The sequence below is a fragment of the Paraburkholderia polaris genome, assembly GCF_012927345.1.
Lineage (GTDB): Bacteria > Pseudomonadota > Gammaproteobacteria > Burkholderiales > Burkholderiaceae > Paraburkholderia > Paraburkholderia polaris.
Genome location: NZ_JABBGJ010000030.1, coordinates 44,461 through 65,211 on the forward strand (window position 1 = coordinate 44,461; position 20,751 = coordinate 65,211).

The following is a 20,751-nucleotide window of genomic DNA, read 5'->3' on the forward strand; positions in this document are numbered from 1 at the left end:
CCACCCGCGAGCAGCCCTTCACCAACCTTGAAAGCGCCGCCACTCGACGCTGTCGCCATCCGCTGAAACCGCTTGATACTCGGGGAACTGCGCGCCGGTCGCGCACGCATGATTCGGCAGGATGCGCAGCTTCATACCGATCGGAAAGCGCTGCGTGATGTCGTCGACTTGCGCGCCTTCTTCCGATGACGACAGAATCCCGTGCTCCTGATTGGCGCCGCTCACCACATAGCCACCAAGTGGTGTTCCGTTTAGCAGACAGGGTTGGCCGTAGCCGAAATCGTGCAGCTGCTTCGAGGTGCCGCGATCGCGGCTCATCGCCATCCAGCCTGCGTCGAGAATCGCCCAGCCTTTATCCGCCTGATGGCCGATCACGGTGGCGAGCACGCTGAGCGCGATATCTTCAAGCGCGCACACGCCGACGTTGTGCATGACCAGATCGAAGAACACGTAGACGCCCGCTCGTACTTCGGTCACGCCATCCAGTTGCTCGGCGGCGAGGGCCGTGGGTGTCGAACCGACGCTGACGGCTGGGCACGGAATGCCCGCGTCGCGCAGACGTTGCGCCGCACGCACGCAGCCGGCACGTTCCTGCTCCGCAAGCGCGGTGAGCGCCTCCGGCGTGTGGAGCTCGTAGCTCGAACCCGCGTGGGTCATCACGCCGCCCACTGTGACGCCATTCTCATGGAGGATCCGGCCGACTTCGAGCAGCGTGTCCTGTTCCGGCGTAATACCGGAGCGGTGGCCGTCCGTGTCCACCTCGATCCACACCTCGAAGGTTTCGCCGTGCTGGTCCGAAAAGGCGGCGATGGCTGCGGCGGCGGTCGGATTGTCGACCACCAGCTTCAGATCGCAACCCTGACGGCGCAACGCCAGCGCTCGCGGCAGCTTTGAAGGGGCGATGCTGACCGCGTAAAGGATATCGCTGACGCCAGCCGCAAAGAACGCCTCCGCCTCTTTCAGGGTCGAGACCGTAATGCCACGCGCCCCGGCGGCGATCTGCGCACGGACCACGTCGATGCATTTGGTGGTCTTGACGTGCGGACGGAATGCAACGCCCAGCGCGTTCATATGAGCCTGCATCCGCGCGATGTTCTTCTGCATCCGGGGGATGTCGATCAGCGCGGCAGGGGTGTCGATATGCTCGAGTTTCATGCTTTCACCGGGTAATAGAGTGGCTTTGGACTGATCCGAACTGGCTGAGCCACGGGACCAGCGCGTCGAGCGTCGGCGCCTCCACCTCGGGCGGCTGTGCTCCCGCCACCAGCGGCAGACCCACGCGGTTGTGCCAGTATGTTCGCAAGCCGACCGCGGCCGTGCCGAACATGTCGTAGCTGGAGCCGGCCACGAACGCGGCCTCATGGGCGCTGACGCCGAGTTTGTCGAGCGCGAGCCGGTAAGGCAACGGGTCAGGCTTGTACATACCGGCTTCTTCTGCTGTGACAATAGCGTCCCAGCGGATCGGGAAAAGCTTGGCCGCCTGCGTGCCGAGGCGGAGGGAGCAGTTGGTGACGATTGCCAGTTTGCAATGCGGGCTGAGCGCCTGCAAGGTGTTGAGGGCACCGCTCCAGGGCGCAAGCTTCAGCCAGTCAGCTTCGAGCGCGATTGCCGCGGATTCCGGCAGTCCAACTTCGGTGGCTGCCGCGCGCACCAATTGTTCATACGCAATGTATTGGCCGCAGCCGTAGGTCAGGCGCAAATATGCCGCACGCCACGCGCGACCCGCCGGTTCGGAGCCCGCGGCGTGATTCCATGACGTCCACGAGTCGAGCAGGGCGGTCAGGAGGTCGAAGAGTACCGCCTTGGGGTAGGCGGTTGGGGGCGATAGGGAGGTCATGATTTAACCGGCGAGGGACGGTGAGCCGATTATAAAGTTTCGTCGCTCGCATCGCGTTCAGCTGCGCTAATTCTAAGATTCAGACTGATTGAACGTATTACTCCGCGTGCGATTCACCGTGCTCAAAACGCTATCGCCGCCACGGCGGCAATGGCCTGAATCTGCCCTGCAAATACCGCATGAAATGCCGCGTGCGAGCCGGCAATCCGGCTCGCTGATGCGTGAGCGCGATCACGTCGGCGTCCGGCGCCTTCCAGCCTTGCAGCAACCGCACGAGTCTTCCTTTCGCGACGTCGTCGGCCACATCCCATTCGGAGCGCAGGATCACGCCGCGGCCTTCGCAAGCCCATTGGCGGATCACGTCACCGTCGTTGCAACTCAAATGCGGAGAAACGCGCACGCTACGACGCGTACGGCCCTTGCTGAACTGCCACAGCGAGACATCCTCGTTGTTCTCGCGTAGCACGATGCACGGCAGCTTGCTCAATTCTTCCGGCGACTCCGGCTGACCAAGACGCTTGAGCAGCGCCGGTGCGGCGCATACGAAGCGTGCGTTCGGTGCAATCGCGTAGCCGACCAGATTCGATACCGGTAACTCGCCGATATGCACGACGATGTCGAAGCGGTCCATCGTCTCGGTCAAGGGCTGATCGGACAGCGTGAGCGCCACGTCGATATCCGGATTCTGCTGCTGGAAGTCGGCGATGGCGGGCGCCAGGTGGCGCCGGCCGAAGCCCAGCGGCGCATTGATTTTCAGCGTGCCGATCAGGCCGCCCCGGCGGGTCTGCAAGTCTTCGAACAGCGAGTCGAACTGCTGGACCAGTTCGGCGCCGCGTTCGCACAGGAGCGTGCCTTCTTCCGTGAACTGCAAACGGCGCGCCGTGCGGTTCACCAGTTGTGCGCCCAGTTTCTTTTCGAGTTGCTGCAGGCGCTGGGTCACCGCGGAGGGCGACAGTCCCAGTTTTCGCGCCGCGGCGATCAGGCTGCCACTTTCGCGGATGGTCAGCAGAAACCGGATATCGGCCGAATCGTTCATGGCAGCAACTTTTAAGTTCGGAAGTCTGGCAGCTTAAAGCGTTTGAATGCGTTCCTCCAGTGCGTCACAAGACGTCATTGCAAGGTAAACTGATCCTTCCGTAACGAAGTCGACAGCTTGACCCGCTAAAGTGTGCGCTTGAGCCAGGTGGGGGCAGGCAATGCCTGCCGTCCATCGAATCGTTGTCGCTTCCATTTGAAGAGAAGTCCAATGCCGTTGTCACATGGACCGTCGAGCGCTGCTGACGGGTTGACCCGCATGTCGAATGATCCAGTCTCCCAGCCAGCCGAAGGCTCGCAACAAAGTGCCCTGAAACAGGGGGTATTTCTGCACACCGGCTGGCGCAGTGCAGGAACTTGGGTCTGGTCGCGCCTGCGCGCACTCGATTCCGTGACCGGATTCTATGAACCGTTCAGCAACGTGCTGGCCGATTTGAGCCTTGCCGACGTTTCCGCGTCCCGTCCTACGCTGACCTCTGGACATCCGCCGCTCGCCGCGCCGTATTTCGAAGAGTACCGGCCGTTTCTGCAAGAGGGCGCGCGCGGCGTAGCCGGATACAGGAAACGCTTCGGCACCGACCGCTTCTCAAACGCACCCGACGCGGAATTCCCCGCGTTGCAGGCCTATTTGGGCAACCTGTGTGAGCACACTGCCGGGCAAGGCAGCGTACCCGTCTTCAAGTTTTGCCGTTCGTCGGGCCGGCTTCCGTGGCTTAAGCACGCATTCCCGCAAGCCATGCATGCGGCCGTGCTGCGAAATCCCGCATCGCAGTTTGCCTCGGGGTGGCTGCTCAATCAGCAATGGAGTAATCCGTTCTTCGTGGCCGCACCATTTCGCGTGCTGGGTCTGAATCAGTCGGAGCTTTTGGTCAGACAGGCCATCGAAATCTGCGGCGTGAGCTTGCCGCCGGTGGTGCCGACTTCGGACGACGCCTATGCCATGGCGTGCGAGCAATATGCGCGCACGGCGGAAGGCAACAATGCGTATCGCGCGTTCATCGCCTTATGGATTCTCTGCGCGGTGCGGATGGCGGATGGCGTCGATCTGATGATCGACATCGACCGGTTGGGACAGTCGCGCGAATATGCTGCCGGATTGCGCGCCGAGTTCCAGGCACAGAGCGGTTTGTCGCCTGACTTCAGCAGCGCGCGCGATCTGGTCGAGGAGACGAGGCGCAGCGCGGCGCGCATGACCGGGATCGACGGCCGGTCGATGCGAATCGTTCACTCCGCGGCGCTGAAATTCCTCAAGACACAGAGCGGAGTGAACGCTGCCTTTACCGAACTCGTCCGCGAGAAGATGGTGCTGGCCAATGAATTGACCGAGCAATGGCGCTGAATGTTCGAGAGGAACGTGTGGCCGGGAACGCGGCGATACGATTCGCCGCGCACCAGCGCACAGACTGTATCCAGCCATCGACATCTAACGCCTTCTAACCGGCCGCCGAGACCGCCGCCCGCAAGCCGAGCAGATAACTGTCGGCGCCAAAGCCGCAAATCTGCCCTTTGACGATCTCGGCGAATACGGATTGATGCCGGAACGCTTCTCGGGCGTGAATGTTCGACATGTGGATTTCGACCACCGGCACGGTCAGAATCGCCAGTGCATCGCGAATACCGTAGCTGTAATGCGTCCACGCGCCGGCATTGATGAGAACGCCATCGGCATTGTCGACGAAAGCCTGGTGAATGCGCTCGCACATCTCGGCTTCGCTATTGGTCTGAAAGCTCTCTACCTTGACGCCCAGTTCCTTGCCTAAGGCCTGGAGGTTGCCATCGATCTCGGCCAGCGTGATGGTGCCGTACTGCGCGGGGTCGCGCTTGCCGAACATATTGTGGTTGATGCCGTGAAGCATCACGAACGTTTTCATGGAAGATCCCTTTTACATGGTCAGAACTGGCGGCAGCAGGCTGTGCCGATCTCAGTGAGCCGTAGTCGCCGCGGCGGGCGTCGTATTGACGATCGACCCCTTCATTGCGGCTTCGGCGATCGCTTCGGTAATGCGTAGATTCTGCAGGCCGTCGCGCGCGCTTACGAGCGGCTCGGCTTCTCCTCGGATAACCCGGCTGAAGTGTTCAATCTGAAGCTTGAGCGGGTCATCGCGTGTCATTGCGGCGACGCTAACGTCGAACGGCTTCCACCACGAGCGGTCTTCCGCCTTGCCATACGTTTTCAGGCGCATCGTCGGCACGGAAAGCGAGCCGAACGTACCGGCAATCACATAGCAATCTTCGTCCGGATACGACGGGTAGGCCTTATTCTCCTGCGAGGTCTGCTCCCAGCTGCGTGCGCTCGCGGCCGTGTCGGACAACATGAAGCTGCCGAGCGCGCCGCTTGCGAAGCGCAGGTTGATTGCAACCGTGTCTTCGACGGGAAAGCCGCGCGTCGCATGCGATGAAAACGCCTGCACCGCGACAATATCTCCGCATAGCATGCGCAGGTTATGCACCTCGTGGATCATGTTCAGCAGAATGGGGCCGCCGCCCGGATTACGCCGCCATGGCGCGTCGGAGAAGTACTGGTCCGGCTTGAAAAATACCGCGCTGCCCATCACCGCGACCAGCTTGCCGAGCCTGCCTTCGTCGATCAACTGCTTCGCTCGGGCCATGATCGGGCTATGGGCCCTGTGATGGCCGATCAGCAATTTCACGCCGGAGCGTTCGACTTCTTCGACGAGCGTCTCGGCTTCCTCGACGGTGGGCGCGATCGGCTTTTCGAGCAGCGTCGGCACACCGGCTGCGAGACACGTCAGCGCATGCTCGACGTGCAACTGGTTTGGTGTTGCAAGAATCACGCCGTCTGGACGATCCTTTTCCAACAGTTCGTCGAGCGATCGGTAGAGGGGCACGCCTGCCTCGGCTGCGAGCGCGGCGGCCGCCGGCGAGGGGTCGACGATGGCCGACAAGGCACACGTGCCGCTCTGCTGCGCGACGCTCATGTGCGCACGCCCGATATAGCCCGCGCCGGCTACGGCGATCCTGGTCCGGTTCATGAAAAGCTTCCTTCGGTGTCGGAAAGAGAAGGGCTATGCGAGCGCTTTCTTGGACTCAGCGATGGTCTGGGCCCGCTGCAGTTCGTATTCGTGCTTGTCGATCGGAACGGCGTTGCGTTCGCCCAGGTCGCTCAGCTTGACGCGGAAGTTCTCGCGTGCGCTCCAGGCCGTTACCGCTGCAACGATGGTGATGCCGAAGGTGATTGCGCCGATGGTGAGCGGAACGTTATGCGATCCGGGCGGCGCGACGTAGGCGAACAGTGCCGGCAGCAGCGCGGTAATCGTGGTGCCAATGTTCTGGCCGATTGCCATCGCGGACACGCGTGAGCGGGTCGGGAACAGCTCCGGAAAGAAACTCGGGAAGATGGCGTTATAGCCTTGATAGATGATGCCCCACATGAGGATCGACATGACCATCGCGAGCGGCACGTTCCTGATGCTGATCGCGTAGAGGTACCCGAACGAGAGCAGCCCCGCGCCGAGTGCGCCGACGATAATGGGCAGGCGCCGCCCGATCCGGTCGGACAGATTGCCCACGTAGGGAATCACCAGCACGGCGACGATGTTGCCGACTACCGGAATCCACAGATAGACGCTCTTGGAAAAGCCGATGCCGTACGACGGCTGCACTGCATACGCCGCGCCAAAAATGGTGGCGACGACAGGGATCACGTTCATCAGCGAGCAGCCGACCACCCGCAACATATCCCCCCAGTTATAACGGAAGGCCTCGGCGATCGGCGACTTGGGTATGGCGCCGCTGGCGTCTTCCTTGGCGAAAGCCGGCGTTTCATGGACCTCGCGACGAATGATGTAGCCGGCAATCAGCACCACCGAGCTCAACAGAAACGGGATACGCCAGCCCCACGAATTGAACGAACTCTCCTCCATGTAGTAGGCAAGCGGCAGGAATACGGCTGCGGCGAGAATCTGCCCCGCCTGCACCCCTTGCAGCGTGAAGCTTGCGTAGTAGCCGCGCCGTCCGAATGGCGCGTGCTCGAGAATCATGGAGCTCGCGCCCGAGATTTCACCGGCCACCGCAAAACCCTGGATCAGGCGGAGAACCACCAGCAGTCCCGGTGCAAGCAGGCCAACCTGGTGGTAGGTGGGCAGGAAGCCGACCGCCATCGTCGAGAAGCCCATCAGAAACATGCATACCAGCAGGACGTTTTTCCGGCCGTGCGTGTCGCCCCAGTGCCCGAGCACGACCGCGCCGATCGGCCGCGCGACATAGCCGACGCCATAGGTCGCGAGCGATGCGACGATGGCGATCTTCGGATTGCCGGATGGAAAGAACAACTGGGGAAAGATGAGGGCCGCGGCCTGAGCGTAGATGAAGAAATCGTAGTACTCGAGCGCCGAGCCGATCCAGCCGCTGGCGGTCGCTTTGCGAGCCTGCGAGCGATGCTCGCGGCCGCCTGCCGATGCATTCGTTTCCATGTCGTCTCCTGAACAGAAATGTTTTGATCAGCTTCTATGGCTGACACATTTGCGTCTTTAAAGTGAATCTTTGCAAGCCAGGGCTTATCGGGAAGCGGCTGCCGTCGGTGGCTCGGTGCGGGTGTCGAAATACGCTGCCGGTGGGCAGAGCAGCCGGTAGAACAGGGTTAACCAGTGTTTTGGTATCCGGAGCATTTTGTCTGATCAGCTCCGCTTGCCTGATCCAACCGTTGAGGCTAGGGTAATGTGGTTCTGCACCGACACAATGCGGCCAAATGGAAAATCAGAATGCGCTCACAGCCAGCAATGAGTCTTTCCTGCGCGATCTTCTGCTGTTCTGCAACATCGCGCGCCGGGGCAGTTTCGTCGCGGCATCGACGGAAATGGGACTGTCGCCTTCGCACGTGAGCAAGCGAATTGCGATGCTGGAAGCGAGTCTCGGCGTCAAGCTGTTCCAGCGCACCACGCGCCGGGTCAGCGTGACGAGCGACGGCGAAGCCGCTTTGCAGTGGGCGCAGAAAATACTCGACGACGTGCAGGGCATGGCCGACGCATTCGCCGATCGCCGCACGGAGTTGCGAGGCTTGCTGCGTATCAGCACGAGCCTGCGGCTGGGGCGCGAACATGTTTCGCCGATACTTTCGATGCTGCGTCAGCGCCACCCGAATCTGGAGATCTGGCTTGAATTGCTGGACCGGCGTGCCGACCTGGTCGGTGAAAACTTCGACATCGATATTCGTGTGGGAGAAGTGCAGGAGCCTCACCTGATCGCGCACAAGATGGTGGATAGCGCGCGCATTCTTTGCGCGTCGCCAGAGTATCTGGCGCGTCGCGGTGTGCCTGTGGATTTAAGCGACCTCGCTCAGCACGACTGCCTGCTGTTTCGCGGGCGCGACGACCGCTTCGGCGTCTGGCGCCTGAGCGGGCCGAACGGCGAGAAGAGCGTGAAGGTGACCGGGACCGTCGCGTCGAATCTGAGCGACATCGTCGTTCAGTGGGCAAAAGACGGCTACGGGGTGGTGATGGTGTCGATCTGGGATGTGGCTGAGAGCCTGCGCGCGGGCGAACTGGTGCGGGTGTTGCCGGACTATCTGCAATCGGCGGACGTCTGGGCCGTGACGGCGGAGCGCCTGTCGTCGTCGGCAAGGATCCAGGTGTGTATCGAGTTTCTCAGGGAGCAACTGACGAGGGGGCCGTATGCACTCGTCACGCGTGGCGTGGGCGGCTTTTGACGCGGACCTGGCGTGCGGAGGCGCCCCCGGGCAGAGTCGCGGAATGGACATCCTTTCCTGACGTTGCGCCGGTTTCGTCGACCAGTACAGTTGCCACGCGAAAAACAATACAGTGAGGCGCGGTTTTATTGTGCTGTATCGGGAATAGGACCGGCACCGTCGATACAGTTGGCAGGTCAACGCTTGCGGCCTATCCCGAACTTGAGGTAACGAAATGAATGCAGTGAACGAACAAGCGAAGTTGTCGGTGCAGCAGTTGGGCCATTACATCAGCGGCGCGCCGGTTGCATCATCTAGCGGCCGGTTCAAGGACGTCTTCAATCCCGCTACCGGCCAGGTGACCGGCTCGGTCGCGTTGGCGTCGGTCGAGGAAGTGGACGCGGCGGTCAAGGCCGCGAAGGCCGCCTTTCCCGCCTGGAGCGAAACCGCCCCGATCAAGCGCGCCCGCATTCTGTTCAAGTTCAAGGAACTGCTGAACAAACACCACGACGAACTCGCCATGCTGATTACGCGCGAACACGGCAAGGTGTTCACGGACGCGCAAGGCGAAGTGGTGCGCGGCATTGAGGTTGTCGAATTCGCTTGCGGCATTCCGAACCTGCTGAAGACCGATTTCACCGACCAGATCGGCGGCGGCATCGACAACTGGAATCTGCGTCAGGCGCTGGGCGTGGTGGCGGGGATCACGCCGTTCAATTTCCCGGTGATGGTGCCGATGTGGATGTTCCCGGTTGCGCTGGCTTGCGGCAACACGTTCGTGCTGAAGCCGTCGGAGCGTGATCCGTCGGCGTCGTTGCGCATTGCTGAACTGCTGAAGGAAGCCGGTTTGCCGGACGGCGTGTTCAACGTCGTGAACGGCGACAAGGTGGCCGTGGATGCGCTGATCGAACACCCGGACGTCGCGGCGCTGTCGTTTGTCGGGTCCACGCCGATTGCCGAATACATCTATACGGAAGCATCGAAGCGCGGCAAGCGTGTGCAGGCGCTCGGCGGCGCGAAGAATCATCTGGTGGTGATGCCGGATGCCGATCTGGATCAGGCTGTCGACGCCTTGATCGGCGCGGCCTATGGTTCCGCCGGCGAGCGCTGCATGGCGATCTCGGTCGCGGTGGCGGTCGGCAATGTTGCCGATGAACTGATCGAGCGCCTGGTGCCGCGCGTGAAGTCACTGGTGATCAAGAACGGCGAAAACCTCGACGCCGAAATGGGTCCGTTGGTTACAGCCGAACATAAGGCCAAGGTGGCCGGCTATATCGACTCGGGCGTGGCGGAAGGCGCGAAACTGATCGTCGATGGCCGCGCGCATCCGGTCACGAGCGAAGACGGTTTCTTCATCGGCGGAACGCTGTTCGATCAGGTCGGCACGGAGATGAAGATTTACAAGGAAGAAATCTTTGGCCCGGTGCTGGCGGTGGTCCGTGTGCCCGATTTCGCGAGCGCGGTCGCGTTGATCAACGCGCACGAGTTCGGCAACGGCGTGTCGCTCTTCACGTCGGATGGCGGCGTGGCGCGCGCGTTCGGCCGGCAGATTCAGGTGGGCATGGTCGGCATCAATGTGCCGATTCCGGTGCCGATGGCATGGCACTCGTTCGGCGGCTGGAAGCGTTCGCTGTTCGGCGATCACCATGCGTATGGCGAAGAAGGTGTGCGTTTCTATACGCGCTACAAGAGCATCATGCAGCGCTGGCCGGATAGCATCGCGAAGGGTGCGGAGTTCACGATGCCGGTTGCGAAGTAATTAACAAAGTCCAGCTGCCGCATCGCATGGCACCATGACACTTCGTCATGGTGCATAACTGAACTCCCACTGTTGGTAACTCTGCGCCGCGGAAAATGCTATCTGATTCGTCTTGAATCCGGCTACCTTGACGGGTTTTCGCAGCGACGTGCTGCGTACCCCCATCACCCCGCCGCCGGGCGCAGGAATCGGCGCGAAAGTCTGTCCTGTTATCGGATCGGGATAGAGCCTGCGCAGATAGCGGCGTATCACGGGATAGCGTGGGTCGCGCAGTAGATCGTCAAGTTTCTCCGGATACGGCCGTGCGCCGACTGGCGTACTCTGCCAGTATTGCCGAATTGCGTCCCGATACAGGTTGCCGGTGTACAGCAGTTCCGCTTCACGAGCACGCTGGTTTGACCTCGCCGCATCCTCCAGCAGTTTGCCAAGACCCAGCGTGATGACCAGCACCATCAGCAGTGCCCAGAAATACGCGACGCCTCGCTGGCGCGCGAAACTTGGGAAGCTGGTCACCATGAGCTGAATTCCGTGCCGTCTAGCGCCTTGCCCTGCGCGCCACTCTTCACATCGATGATGGTTTTGTCGTCTTCATCGGTGCCCGGCACCGGCACCCAACTGTCTGAGCGGTTAGTCACCGGGTCCACCGGCAGGGCCCGCAGATAGTGTTGCTCGGTCAGCGCGGAAAGGTTTTCCGGATATTTGCCGGTGTCGCTGTAATGCTCGTCCAGCGCTCGGCGCAAAACAGATAGATTGGCTTTTAACGCCGCTTCCTTTGCGCGGTCCGTCTGATGAACATAGCGCGGCGCGACGATCGAGAGCAGCGTCGCCACGATTGCGAGCACGACCAGCAATTCAATCAGCGTGAAGCCACGATTCTGCTTTTGCGGGGCCATCATCATTTCACCATTGTCGATAAGGGATGCCATTGGTTCCCTTCCGGTCGCTCAGCGAGAATACATCGTACACATCGCCGTTATCTCGTGGATCGTCGGCTTCGCTGGCGTAGCTGCGCCGCCCCCAACTGTCTTGAGCGGGCCTCGACGGCGCAGGATTCATCGGATCGCGCGGCACACGGCGCAGAAAGTAAATCTTCCTCCCTTTCGGGTCGCGCCGATCCACGACGCCGGTCACCAGTTCGTCCAGGGATCCCGGATAACCGGTGGAATCGAGTGAGCGTGAAATCCGGCCTTCATCGCCCGCTTGTTTGTAGGCATCGATCGCGGTCCGGATTTCTCGTAACGCCTCTTTTAGTTCGCGCTCCTTCTCACGCTGCTGATGCAATTTGACGAATGGTGTCGCAACCGACGCAATGATTGCCACTAGTGCGACCGTGACGATCATCTCGATCAGGGTGAAGCCGGAATCCAGAGGTTTCTGCTTCATCTCACGGGGATACCACGATCTGTTTGGGTAAGGCCACCGTGCTCGCAATCTGCGCATGGTTTTCTTTCTCCACCTTCAGGTTCTGTAATGACAGATTGACGGGCCCGTTTGACGGGTGATCCGCCTGAAGTGTGATCATTGCGAGTGAGCCATCGGCTATCGCTTTGCCGATCGAAATATGAAGGCTATTGCCATTCTGCTTCGCATCGAGCGCAACGCCGGCGCGCGGCTCAATCTTGAGCAATTGGATCTCGGACTGGTCCAGCACGAGATCGAGTTCCGCCTTTTCAAAGCTGGGGCCATTGGCAAGCAGATTGACGGTAAAGCCGGTTTTTGATGCGGCTTGTGAAGGCACGGCCAGATCGAAACGGACAGCGTCTGCCCGATCCTGTGGATTGGGCGAGGAGCCGAGAACCCGAGCGCCGGGGGATGACGCAATCGCAGCGGCGCCAGGCCCTGATGCTGGCGGCGCGGCGACCGCGGTATCCGCCGTCGAAGCCGCTGGAGGAGGCAGGCTATCCGCATCGCTGTACTGTGCCGCGGGCGTCAGGCGCAGCGGCCGGGTCGACACCTGCTCGGCGGTTCCGCTCGGGAATGCCTGCGCGTAAGCGTTCGGCATCGCCAGCGAACGTGCCACGTGCGGCGTAATCAGCAAGACGATTTCGGAGCGGGTATTACTGTCGCTATCGTTAGAAAATAGGCGCCCGAGCACCGGAATTTTCCCCAAGCCGGGAATATGAGTACCGGATTCCTGGCTGTCGGTTTTGATCAATCCTGCCAGCGCCTGAGTTTCGCCCTCGTGCAGGCGCAATACCGTATTCGCGTTGCGCGTACCGATCTGGTATGCAAGCAGGCCTGTGGCCGAAGAGCGAACCTCCTTGACGATATTGCTTACCTCTAGCGCGACTCGCATCGTCACATCGTTGTCGACATGAATTTCAGGTTCCACTTCCAACTTCAAGCCGACATCAAGATAACTGACTGACTCGGTGATGGCATTGGAAGTCTGGTTCACCGTAGAGGTGATTACAGGTACCTTGTCGCCGATCAGCACACTGGCCTTCTCCCGATTGAGCACGCGAATGCGCGGGTTGGCCAGCGTGTGTGTACTGCCGCTGGTCTGGCGCAGGTTCAAGACAGCGAGAGGGTCGGGAAAGGTCAACGGGAAGCTGTTCTTGTTCAGGCCTTTCAGTTGATCGATGGTCAGGCTGGCAGGCACGCCTGCTGGACCAACAAGGCTTGCGCTGACGCTAGTGGGAAACTGGATGCCAAGGTTAAGCAGGTCGTTGGAATTGACCTCCAGTACTTCCACGTCGAGGATTACCTCGGGGCTGGCAATGTCGTATAAGTCGAGCAGACGAACAATGGTGTCCTGGACCGATTCAGTGTCACGCACCACCAACATTTTGAGCCGCTCGTCCACGTATATCGACTTCGGCGCAACCACTGTGCGTAGCATCTCCTGGATTTTCTTTGGATCGGCGCTGTTCAGGTAATAGGACCGCACGACCAGGTCGTCATAGCGCTTTCTTTTCTCGTCGGTGGCGGGGTAGATAAGAACCGTGCTGTCGTTCAGGATCTTTTTGTCGAGTTGTGAGGTCTGGAGAATCAGGTTCAGCGCATCGATTACTGTGGTATTTCTGGCGTAAATGGTGGCGCGTAGCTCGGGACTCACGTCCTTGTCCAGTACGAACCCGATGCCGGATGTCTGTGTCAGGATCGAAAGGATGGAGCGAATCTCCACATCTCTCAATTCCAACGTAACCGGCGTCTGCAACGACTGGTTCAGCGCCGGCAGCACCATTGCAGCACGTGTGTATTGTGCGTCGATCTGCTGCAACATCTGGCGTGCCGGGGCATGCCCCGGATTCTCCGACAGGATTGCATTCAGCTGTTGCCTGGCGGTGGCGGCATCGCCTTTGCCGAGCGCAGACCTGGCCTCTTCCAGTTCAGTCTTTTCGCGTTGCTCACGTGCGATCAACCCAACGCCACGCAACGCCTCCGTATTCTGCGGGTCGTAGTGCAATATCTCCTGATACGCTGCGAGTGCCTCGTCCGCATAGCCGTTATAGCGCGCCGCCGCCGCCTTTTGCATCAGCGATTGCACTTGCTGATCACGTTGGGCAATGAACTTCATCCGGTACTGTTGTGGGTTTTCCAGTGACGCCTGCTGCATCCGCCCTAAGCCTTCGCCGACCCTGCCTTCTTTGAGCAGCGTGTTTCCATCGCGCCAGTCGTTGTAGCCGGCACAGCCGCCGACGGCAGATACAAGTGCGCCGATGCACAACGCTAGCGCCAGCCGTTGCACATACGTGAGTGCGTGCGTGCACAAACGCTGATACCCAAACTGCTCATTACTCATCCGTCTGCCTGTTAGTCGGTCTTTTGCTGTTGTATGGGTTGGCTCGCGAGAAAACGTTGGCCGATCTGAACCGTTGCCACGCTACCTGGATGCGGATCGGTGCTGCCTCCCATTGCAACCCGGCGCGTTTCCCCGGTTTGCAAGTGATGCAGCGCGACTTCCGTTGTCGAAATTGCCTGAACGCGCCAGCTACCGTTGAGCACGTCGCCCGTGCTCAAGACAACCGGATCGCCGTTTGATGCGAAAAATACCTTCACTTTGCCGTCCTTGATCATGCGGCCCAGATACACCACATCCGGCTGCATTGGCGCGGCTGGGAGGGGAGGCAAGGGCGGCGTCGAACCTGCGTCCGGATTAAATCCGGGCGGCGGGAGAGGGGGCAATTCCGAAGTCTTGGGCGCGACCGTCCTGGGCGCTACGGTCTCGGGCAACAGAGGGCGGCTCCACGGCCGGTCCTCGCGATTCGCGATCTTCGGCGCGGCGATCTGCTGTCGTGTCGCGGCTGATGTCCGCGACGCGACAGGCAGAGTCAGCTCGACCGGTTCAGGGCGGAGTAGCAGGACGACGGAGCCCACTATCGTCGCCACCAATACCGACTGGACCGGTGTTGAAACAGTCGGCCTCATGCAGAGGCCTTCTGGCGCGATTGGTAATACAGATTCACATCCAGCTTCTGCTCGACCTTGGCGGCACCGTCGGCGCTCTTCGCAAACGCAAGGCGCGTGATCGAAAGATTCGGAATGGCGTTCAGCGTCGCTTGCAAGAATCTGCGCTGCTGCGCTTCATCTCCTCTTAAGTCCATGCGCAGAGTCAGCTTCCTGATCGGCAGCGCAGGCATCTGTTCGTAACGATAATCGATGCGCATGATGACGACGCTGCTTTTGTCCGCCAGCAAGTTCAACTCGCGAAGCTGTTCTGGATACTTTTCAAATCCGGGCAGGGACGCCATGAATTCATGCGTCAGATCACGCGGCGCTAACTGCTGCGCGGCTGGGGGCGGTCTTGTCGGTTCCAGGGCCGTGTGCTGCGCTAACTGCAATGTCATCTGCCGCGTTTCCACGTGCAGTGGCCAATCTATCGTGCCGACCAGCATTGCCCACAAGGCCAGCAGACCCATTGCAGTGGTGTGTTGCCACTTCACCCGGTTCAAGACGCACGCGAGGTGCCAGGAGACGATTTGCCGAAGTTTTTTCCCGTTCACGGTCGGCCCCATTCGGCTACCAGCGAAAACGAAATGTTGCGAGGGGAGGCGGTGGGTAGTCCCGGAAGTGCGGAGCCGTTGGCGCGTGGCGCGCCGGTCTCGTCGTTTCTCGTCTGGCTGATCAGTTGCACCGAGGACCAGGCGTGGTCACCCTGCAGCGCCGCGATCAGTTCGAACACGTCTTGGGCCTGGTTCGCCACCGCGCTGATATGCACACGGCGGATCGCACCGGCGTCCGCTTGCAGTGTGAGCAGGTCAAGGCTGGGTTTGGTCACCCGCTGCAGGCTGTCGAGCATGTCGCTCCACGGGTAGCGCATCTCCGCAAACACCTGGTTGAGTGCGGCAGGTGGCGGGGAGGCATCCCGATGGTCGCGGGCCGCTGCGAAGCGAAACACTTCCTGCGCTTGCCCGACCACGTGCTCTCGCCGCTGAAGCAGGTCATGCCGCCACCACAATGCATGGATGCAGCCAGCCAGCGCGACGACGCAGACGATCGAACACGGTTGAGTCCAACCACGCCGCGGGGCAAAATTCCAGCGTAGACGGGCCATTCAGACCATCCCGCAGAGCGCATATGCAAAGCGCGCGTCATCGTCGGACGCCAAGCCTTGCAGTGCCAGGTCGCCGGCTGCCGCCATCGTGAGATTCCGTGCCGGGAAAGCGAGCGTCACGTCGCTTGGAATGGCCGCTGTCCGTCTGCCGGAGAAGGGCTGGACGGATAGAGAACTGACGTGCCCATGGTCATATGTCACGCGCAGCAGACGCTGTCCTTCGACGAGCGCCAATACGCCGGAATCATTTTTAATGCGGACAAAGAAACAGTCCCAGACCGCACTCAACGCCGGCGTAATGCGCTGAGTGCGGCTCTGGTGGCGGGATGCGAAGGTGGTGAGTTCTTTTACGACTTCGCTCGGGATCAGTGCCGCCAATAGCGGCCGGCCGAACGAGAGCGGGGCCAAGCGCATCTGATACGCGGAGAACGGAATTTCACCCGCTGTGGATTGCTGAGCGAATAGCGCGGCCGCCAGCGTGTTGCAGAACGATTGGCTCGCGAGGCGTTCGTCCCACGGCAACAGCAAATAGCGCACATGGTCGATACCGATGACCCAATCGATCGAACTTCGGAGCGGATGCGCGCATAACCACGTGGTCAACGCGGTGAGCGCAACGGAAACGCTATGCGTGCCATCGTTGTCCGATGCGGTGGAAGGCAGAATCGTTTTACTCCGTACCACGGGCCGGAAGCGGCCGGTTACGACGCAAACCGCCAACTCGTTTCGGCTGAGATACACGCAAAGCCGTTCATGCTGGCCGATTCTGGCGAGCAGACTGAAGACCCTCTTAACCAATTGAATCAGCCGACTAGCCAGTAAACGTGACACGGTTAATTTCCTCCAGGGTGGTCTGACCGAGGCGCACCGCGTCGACGGCTTGTTCTCGCATAAAACGCATGCCGCGTTGGCGTGCCATTTCCTTTAGCTGGCTTGCCGGCATCTGTTGCAAAATGGCTTCGCGCAGGTCGTCGTCCAGCGTCAGCACTTCGGCCAATGCGCGCCGGCTGCGATAACCACTGCCGCGGCAATGTCCACACCCCGACCCTTTCATCAGACGGCCGTTCGCCAACTGCTCACGCGTAATACGAGAGTCCTGCAGAAGCGCGTCGTCCGGGATAAACGGTGCTGCGCATTGAGTGCAAACGAGCCGGACGAGCCGCTGCGCCACCACCCCGTTCAGCGCCGTGACGAAGCTATAGGGGTCTATCTGCATATGCCGGAAACGGCTTAGCACGTCAAACACGTTGTTTGCATGGACAGTCGTGTAGACCAGATGGCCCGTCAGGGCGGCCTGAATCGCGATCTCCGCGGTTTCGCGGTCACGGATCTCGCCGACCAGTATCCGGTCAGGGTCATGCCGCAAAATGGAGCGCAGTCCGCGAGCAAACGTCAGCCCCTTTTTTTCGTTTACCGGAATCTGCAGGATGTCTTCGAGTTGATACTCGACGGGGTCTTCGATGGTGATGATCTTGTCGTCGCCACGCTTGATCTCGGAAAGCGTCGCATACAGTGTGGTCGTTTTGCCAGAGCCGGTTGGTCCAGTCACAAGTAGCATCCCGTATGGCTGATTCGCCAGTCTGCGCATCACCTGACGCGTCGTCGCATCGATACCCAGCATGTCCAGATTCAATTGCGCCATATCGGTTGTCAGCGACTGCCGGTCCAGGATACGCAGGACCGCATCTTCACCGAACAGGCCGGGCATGATCGACACGCGAAAATCAACCTCGCGCGCCTGGATGGATACTGAGAACCGTCCATCTTGTGGAATCCGTTTTTCGCCGATATCCAGTTCGGCCATCACCTTCAAACGTGAGATGACCTGCTCGGCCAGACTGGGGTCGGGCAGTGCGCGTGCAGTAGAAATCACGCCATCGATCCGATACTTGATTGTCAGTCCGCGCAGGGAGTTCTCAAAATGGATGTCGGAGACGCGGTTTCGATGAGCGTCGTAAAGCGTCGAATTCACGAGGCGCACGACCTGGCTCTCGTCGCTGGCGATCGACGCGAGAGAAATCTCTTCAGCGTCCAGCGCGCCGGTATCCGACCGGTCGAGCTGAATCAGTTGAGTCAGTGCCTCCTGATCGCTGCCATAACGTGCGAGCAAGACCTTCAGTTCGAGTGGATGCGCGCATGCCACGTCGAAATAGCCCACCAGCCGATAACTCGCGAGTGAAATCAGCGATTCGTTCCACGGATCGTCACAGACAAAAATCCGGCTGGGTTCGCTGCTGCCGTCGTCTCTGCCACCGTCTGCGGCATTATTCAGAACGACGCAGTTTTGCTTGAGGCATTCCGCGTAACTGAACACCGAAAAATCCGGGGTCATCGCTTCCATTTGCGTTAGCCGCTGAACGGGCATGCCGCTTTCGCGCGAGGCAAACTGCAATGCCTCATCGAGAGACAATCCGGCAAGCCTTTCCAGCGCGCTCAGAACGGCTTCGCCGCCGGTGAGCGCGAGTTCGCGCGCTCGCTTGAGCAGCAAGGCTTTCTGAGCGGGTTCGACGAGCGCCTCGGCTGCGGAGTTGCTCATTGCAGACTCCCAGCCAGGTCGAAAATAGGCAAGTACAGCAACACGACGATCAGCCCGATTCCCAATCCCATTACCAGCATCAGTACCGGCTCAACCAGGCGCGCAAACCGCTCAACCCACTGCATGATTTCCCGTTCATGAAACAGTGCCGCCTGCTCCAGCATTCCAGCGATCTGACCGTTGCGTTCGCCGGCACGCAACAGACGCAACGCAACCGAGGTCATCAGGTTTTCATGCTGCAAGCTCTGGCTCATCTTCTTGCCTTGCGCAATGCTCAACATCGATCTTGTCAGGCCGGCCTGAAGCGTGAGGGGCAAAAGCTCTCGCGTCATTTCAAGTGATGGCAGTAGCGCAACGCCACCTTGCAGCAGCATTCCAAGCGAGCGATAGAAGCGGGTCAACTGCATCAACTTCAATATTCCGCCTATCCATTCGATTCGAGCGAGCGTTGCGACGCATTGCTGCTGCACCGCCGGACGCATCGGCAGCGCGGCTGCGGCGGCGAGCGTAACGGTCAGGCAGGCCAGCGATGCGGTTGTGTGATCGCTGGCGAAGAGCCCAAAGCTGATCAGCCATCGCGACAGCAGAGGCAACTCGGTATGCGTCATCCCCTCGTACACATGCCCGAAGCGCGGTGCGAGAAACCAGATCAGAAAGAAAGCGACGACCGTTCCCGTTATCAGAAGCATGGCCGGATAGAGTGAGGCTGCGATCAGTTTTTGCCTCACGAGGCTCACCTGACCGTCATATTGAAGATATCGCTCTAGCGCCTGCGTCATCCCACCTGTCTGCTCGCTTGCTGAAACCATAGCGACAAACAACCCAGAAAAGCAGTCTGGATGCGCGGCCAATGCGACTGAAAACGACTTGCCCTCTTGCATCAGGCGAATCAGTTCGGGCAGGACGTAATAACCTTTCTCCTCAACTGACGTGCCGGCACTGTTCTGCCGCCGACGCTCGTCGAGCGTTTCCAGCGCCTCGGTCAAGGCGAGTCCGGCGCGCAGTAGTGCCAGCAGTTCGTACACGAACAGGGATAAATCGAAACGGTTGCGCCGGAACAAGCTGGTGAGAGAAATGCGCGCGCGCGGCGATCTTGCCGTGCCGGCGCCGGCAGCACAGATATCGACCACCTGTACCCCGGCTTGCCTCGCACACCGCACGCCTTCCTGCTGCGCATCCTTTCGGTTCGCGGCGAGCAGGTCAAACTGCTGCAATTCCCCACGCGCATTCAGCCCGAGCAAGACAAATTTCGTCACGATCCTAGGTCACTTACCTGTTACAGCCGCGCTTGGCCTAGTTGTGGATTTCCGCGTTTGCGTTGCCGCTCGCACCTTGCTTTTCAGCGCCATTCGACACGATGTCGTAATCCGAATTGCGCGTGCCGGGAAAGACGTAGTGGTACGCCATGCCCCACGGATCCAGCGGCACGGCTTTGGTCAGATAAGGGCCGTTCCAGCCGGGAGTGCCGTCGGCGGGTGGCGACGTAAGCAGGGTCAATCCTTCCTGTGCCGTAGGGTAACGGCCGATATCCAGCCGCAACTGGTCAACCGCTTTGCTCAAAACGTTGATCTGTGCCTTTGCCGTGGTCACTTTGGATTTGTCCACATTGGCAAACAGCCGCGGACCGACAATGCCAGCGAGCAGGCCGATGATTACCAGAACAACTAGCAGTTCGAGCAGCGTGAAGCCGCGTTGGTCACGTGCCTTTACATTTTTCATCGTTTTACTAAGTGTTGTTTGGCCTATTTTGCCGACTGGGTTTAATGCGCGGCACCCCGGCAGGCGGATCCGGAGAATTGCACATCCTCGGATGGGATGGCAATACTTTGTCACCTAATTTGACATTTTCATTTGATGCGTTTGATTTAATTTGGATTTCTAATCGGTAGAAAAATTTGATGTTGATCGTGTGTTAAGTGTTCTGTAATATCGGTTACAAGTTAGTAATGCATGGAGTATGGTGAAGCGAACACGGGTCAGTGGCGTGGCCAAAATAATGCCGTATCGGCGCACTAATGGCAGCGCGATTCACCTGACCGGCTTCGATGTGCGTCATGACCAGTACAAGTTGAAAGAGGGGGTATAGCGAAGTGAGCAGCAGAGAATCGTCGGAAAGCAGGCCGGGCAAACTACGCGGCGCAGCTCGCAAGTGGAAGGAGTACAAGGGAACACGGCCGGCAGTCGGTCTTGCGATCAGCTTCGTTTTGCTAACGGCTTCCACATCGGCGGTTTCCGCCAGCGACACTAACTACACCTATGACGCGCTGGGAAGACTGACAAAGGTCGCCTACAGCGACGGTGGTAAAACCACCACCATCACCTATAGCTATGACGCTGCCGGTAACCGTACCAGCGTTGTCAGCACGTCGCCTTCATAAGCTCCATTCTGACCGTCCGCGCCGGACAGCCGTCGGGATAAGTCGGTAGCGCCGATTGCAACTCC

General features: G+C 60.0%; 21 protein-coding genes. 4 read left to right on the forward strand and 17 right to left on the reverse strand.

Going from position 1 to position 20,751, the window contains the following annotated elements; genetic code table 11:
• Positions 1-18 precede the first annotated feature (18 nt).
• From HHL24_RS26010 to HHL24_RS26020, 3 genes are all read right to left on the reverse strand, one after another.
• Positions 19-1,155, reverse strand: coding sequence for a DSD1 family PLP-dependent enzyme (locus HHL24_RS26010; RefSeq protein ID WP_169488221.1), 1,137 nt, complete (start codon positions 1,153-1,155; stop codon positions 19-21).
• A 4-nt stretch (positions 1,156-1,159) separates the two neighbouring features.
• Complete coding sequence (locus tag HHL24_RS26015) at positions 1,160-1,837, reverse strand: HAD family hydrolase (protein ID WP_169488222.1); 678 nt, start codon at positions 1,835-1,837, stop codon at positions 1,160-1,162.
• A gap of 130 nt (positions 1,838-1,967) precedes the next feature.
• Positions 1,968-2,873, reverse strand: a complete 906-nt coding sequence (locus HHL24_RS26020) for a LysR family transcriptional regulator (protein WP_169488223.1) — start codon at positions 2,871-2,873, stop codon at positions 1,968-1,970.
• 258 nt (positions 2,874-3,131) lie between these two features.
• On the opposite strand from HHL24_RS26020, the gene HHL24_RS26025 reads away from it, so the two are divergent.
• The gene (locus HHL24_RS26025; RefSeq protein ID WP_169488224.1) at positions 3,132-4,211 is read left to right on the forward strand and encodes a hypothetical protein; all 1,080 of its coding nucleotides are present in this window, start codon (positions 3,132-3,134) and stop codon (positions 4,209-4,211) included.
• A 94-nt stretch (positions 4,212-4,305) separates the two neighbouring features.
• On the opposite strand, the gene aroQ is transcribed toward HHL24_RS26025, so the two are convergent.
• Genes aroQ through HHL24_RS26040 form a run of 3 tightly spaced genes read right to left on the reverse strand, consistent with a single transcriptional unit; the run spans position 4,306 to position 7,305 of the window.
• The gene (gene aroQ / locus HHL24_RS26030) at positions 4,306-4,743 is read right to left on the reverse strand and encodes a type II 3-dehydroquinate dehydratase (RefSeq protein ID WP_169488225.1); all 438 of its coding nucleotides are present in this window, start codon (positions 4,741-4,743) and stop codon (positions 4,306-4,308) included.
• A gap of 51 nt (positions 4,744-4,794) precedes the next feature.
• Positions 4,795-5,865: a Gfo/Idh/MocA family protein gene (locus HHL24_RS26035; protein WP_169488226.1), complete on the reverse strand. Its 1,071-nt coding sequence runs from the start codon at positions 5,863-5,865 to the stop codon at positions 4,795-4,797.
• A gap of 33 nt (positions 5,866-5,898) precedes the next feature.
• Complete coding sequence (locus HHL24_RS26040) at positions 5,899-7,305, reverse strand: MFS transporter (protein WP_169488227.1); 1,407 nt, start codon at positions 7,303-7,305, stop codon at positions 5,899-5,901.
• Positions 7,306-7,580: 275 nt separating this feature from the next.
• On the opposite strand from HHL24_RS26040, the gene HHL24_RS26045 reads away from it, so the two are divergent.
• Positions 7,581-8,537: a LysR family transcriptional regulator gene (locus HHL24_RS26045; protein WP_169488228.1), complete on the forward strand. Its 957-nt coding sequence runs from the start codon at positions 7,581-7,583 to the stop codon at positions 8,535-8,537.
• 214 nt (positions 8,538-8,751) lie between these two features.
• Positions 8,752-10,275: a CoA-acylating methylmalonate-semialdehyde dehydrogenase gene (locus HHL24_RS26050; RefSeq protein WP_169488229.1), complete on the forward strand. Its 1,524-nt coding sequence runs from the start codon at positions 8,752-8,754 to the stop codon at positions 10,273-10,275.
• A gap of 45 nt (positions 10,276-10,320) precedes the next feature.
• On the opposite strand, the gene HHL24_RS26055 is transcribed toward HHL24_RS26050, so the two are convergent.
• From HHL24_RS26055 to gspG, 11 genes are all read right to left on the reverse strand, one after another.
• Entirely contained in the window at positions 10,321-10,791 is a 471-nt protein-coding gene (locus HHL24_RS26055; RefSeq protein WP_169488230.1) for a hypothetical protein, read from the reverse strand.
• Complete coding sequence (locus HHL24_RS26060) at positions 10,785-11,201, reverse strand: prepilin-type N-terminal cleavage/methylation domain-containing protein (RefSeq protein WP_230417567.1); 417 nt, start codon at positions 11,199-11,201, stop codon at positions 10,785-10,787. Before HHL24_RS26060 ends, HHL24_RS26055 begins: the two co-directional genes overlap by 7 nt.
• Positions 11,176-11,658: a type II secretion system protein gene (locus tag HHL24_RS26065; RefSeq protein ID WP_169488231.1), complete on the reverse strand. Its 483-nt coding sequence runs from the start codon at positions 11,656-11,658 to the stop codon at positions 11,176-11,178. The genes HHL24_RS26060 and HHL24_RS26065 overlap by 26 nt, the downstream gene beginning before the upstream one ends.
• Before the next feature lies 1 nt (position 11,659).
• Positions 11,660-14,020: a secretin N-terminal domain-containing protein gene (locus tag HHL24_RS26070; RefSeq protein WP_169488232.1), complete on the reverse strand. Its 2,361-nt coding sequence runs from the start codon at positions 14,018-14,020 to the stop codon at positions 11,660-11,662.
• Between the two features lie 11 nt (positions 14,021-14,031).
• A complete protein-coding gene (locus HHL24_RS26075; RefSeq protein WP_169488233.1) occupies positions 14,032-14,349 on the reverse strand; it encodes a hypothetical protein in 318 nt (105 codons plus the stop codon).
• Between the two features lie 293 nt (positions 14,350-14,642).
• Positions 14,643-15,221 carry a hypothetical protein gene (locus HHL24_RS26080; protein ID WP_169488234.1) on the reverse strand — a complete coding sequence of 193 codons (579 nt, stop codon included), beginning with the start codon at positions 15,219-15,221 and terminating at the stop codon, positions 14,643-14,645.
• Complete coding sequence (locus HHL24_RS26085) at positions 15,218-15,772, reverse strand: PilN domain-containing protein (protein WP_169488235.1); 555 nt, start codon at positions 15,770-15,772, stop codon at positions 15,218-15,220. Before HHL24_RS26085 ends, HHL24_RS26080 begins: the two co-directional genes overlap by 4 nt.
• Complete coding sequence (locus HHL24_RS26090) at positions 15,773-16,513, reverse strand: hypothetical protein (protein WP_169488236.1); 741 nt, start codon at positions 16,511-16,513, stop codon at positions 15,773-15,775.
• 70 nt (positions 16,514-16,583) lie between these two features.
• A complete protein-coding gene (locus HHL24_RS26095; RefSeq protein ID WP_169488237.1) occupies positions 16,584-18,308 on the reverse strand; it encodes a GspE/PulE family protein in 1,725 nt (574 codons plus the stop codon).
• Entirely contained in the window at positions 18,305-19,564 is a 1,260-nt protein-coding gene (locus tag HHL24_RS26100) for a type II secretion system F family protein (RefSeq protein ID WP_169488238.1), read from the reverse strand. The genes HHL24_RS26095 and HHL24_RS26100 overlap by 4 nt, the downstream gene beginning before the upstream one ends.
• A gap of 37 nt (positions 19,565-19,601) precedes the next feature.
• Positions 19,602-20,027, reverse strand: coding sequence for a type II secretion system major pseudopilin GspG (gspG, locus tag HHL24_RS26105; protein ID WP_169488239.1), 426 nt, complete (start codon positions 20,025-20,027; stop codon positions 19,602-19,604).
• Between the two features lie 371 nt (positions 20,028-20,398).
• Here gspG and HHL24_RS44835 point away from each other — a divergent pair, with 371 nt between their 5' ends.
• Positions 20,399-20,686 (forward strand): RHS repeat domain-containing protein, encoded by a 288-nt coding sequence (locus tag HHL24_RS44835; RefSeq protein ID WP_329606741.1) that lies wholly within the window; start codon positions 20,399-20,401, stop codon positions 20,684-20,686.
• Positions 20,687-20,751: the final 65 nt, after the last annotated feature.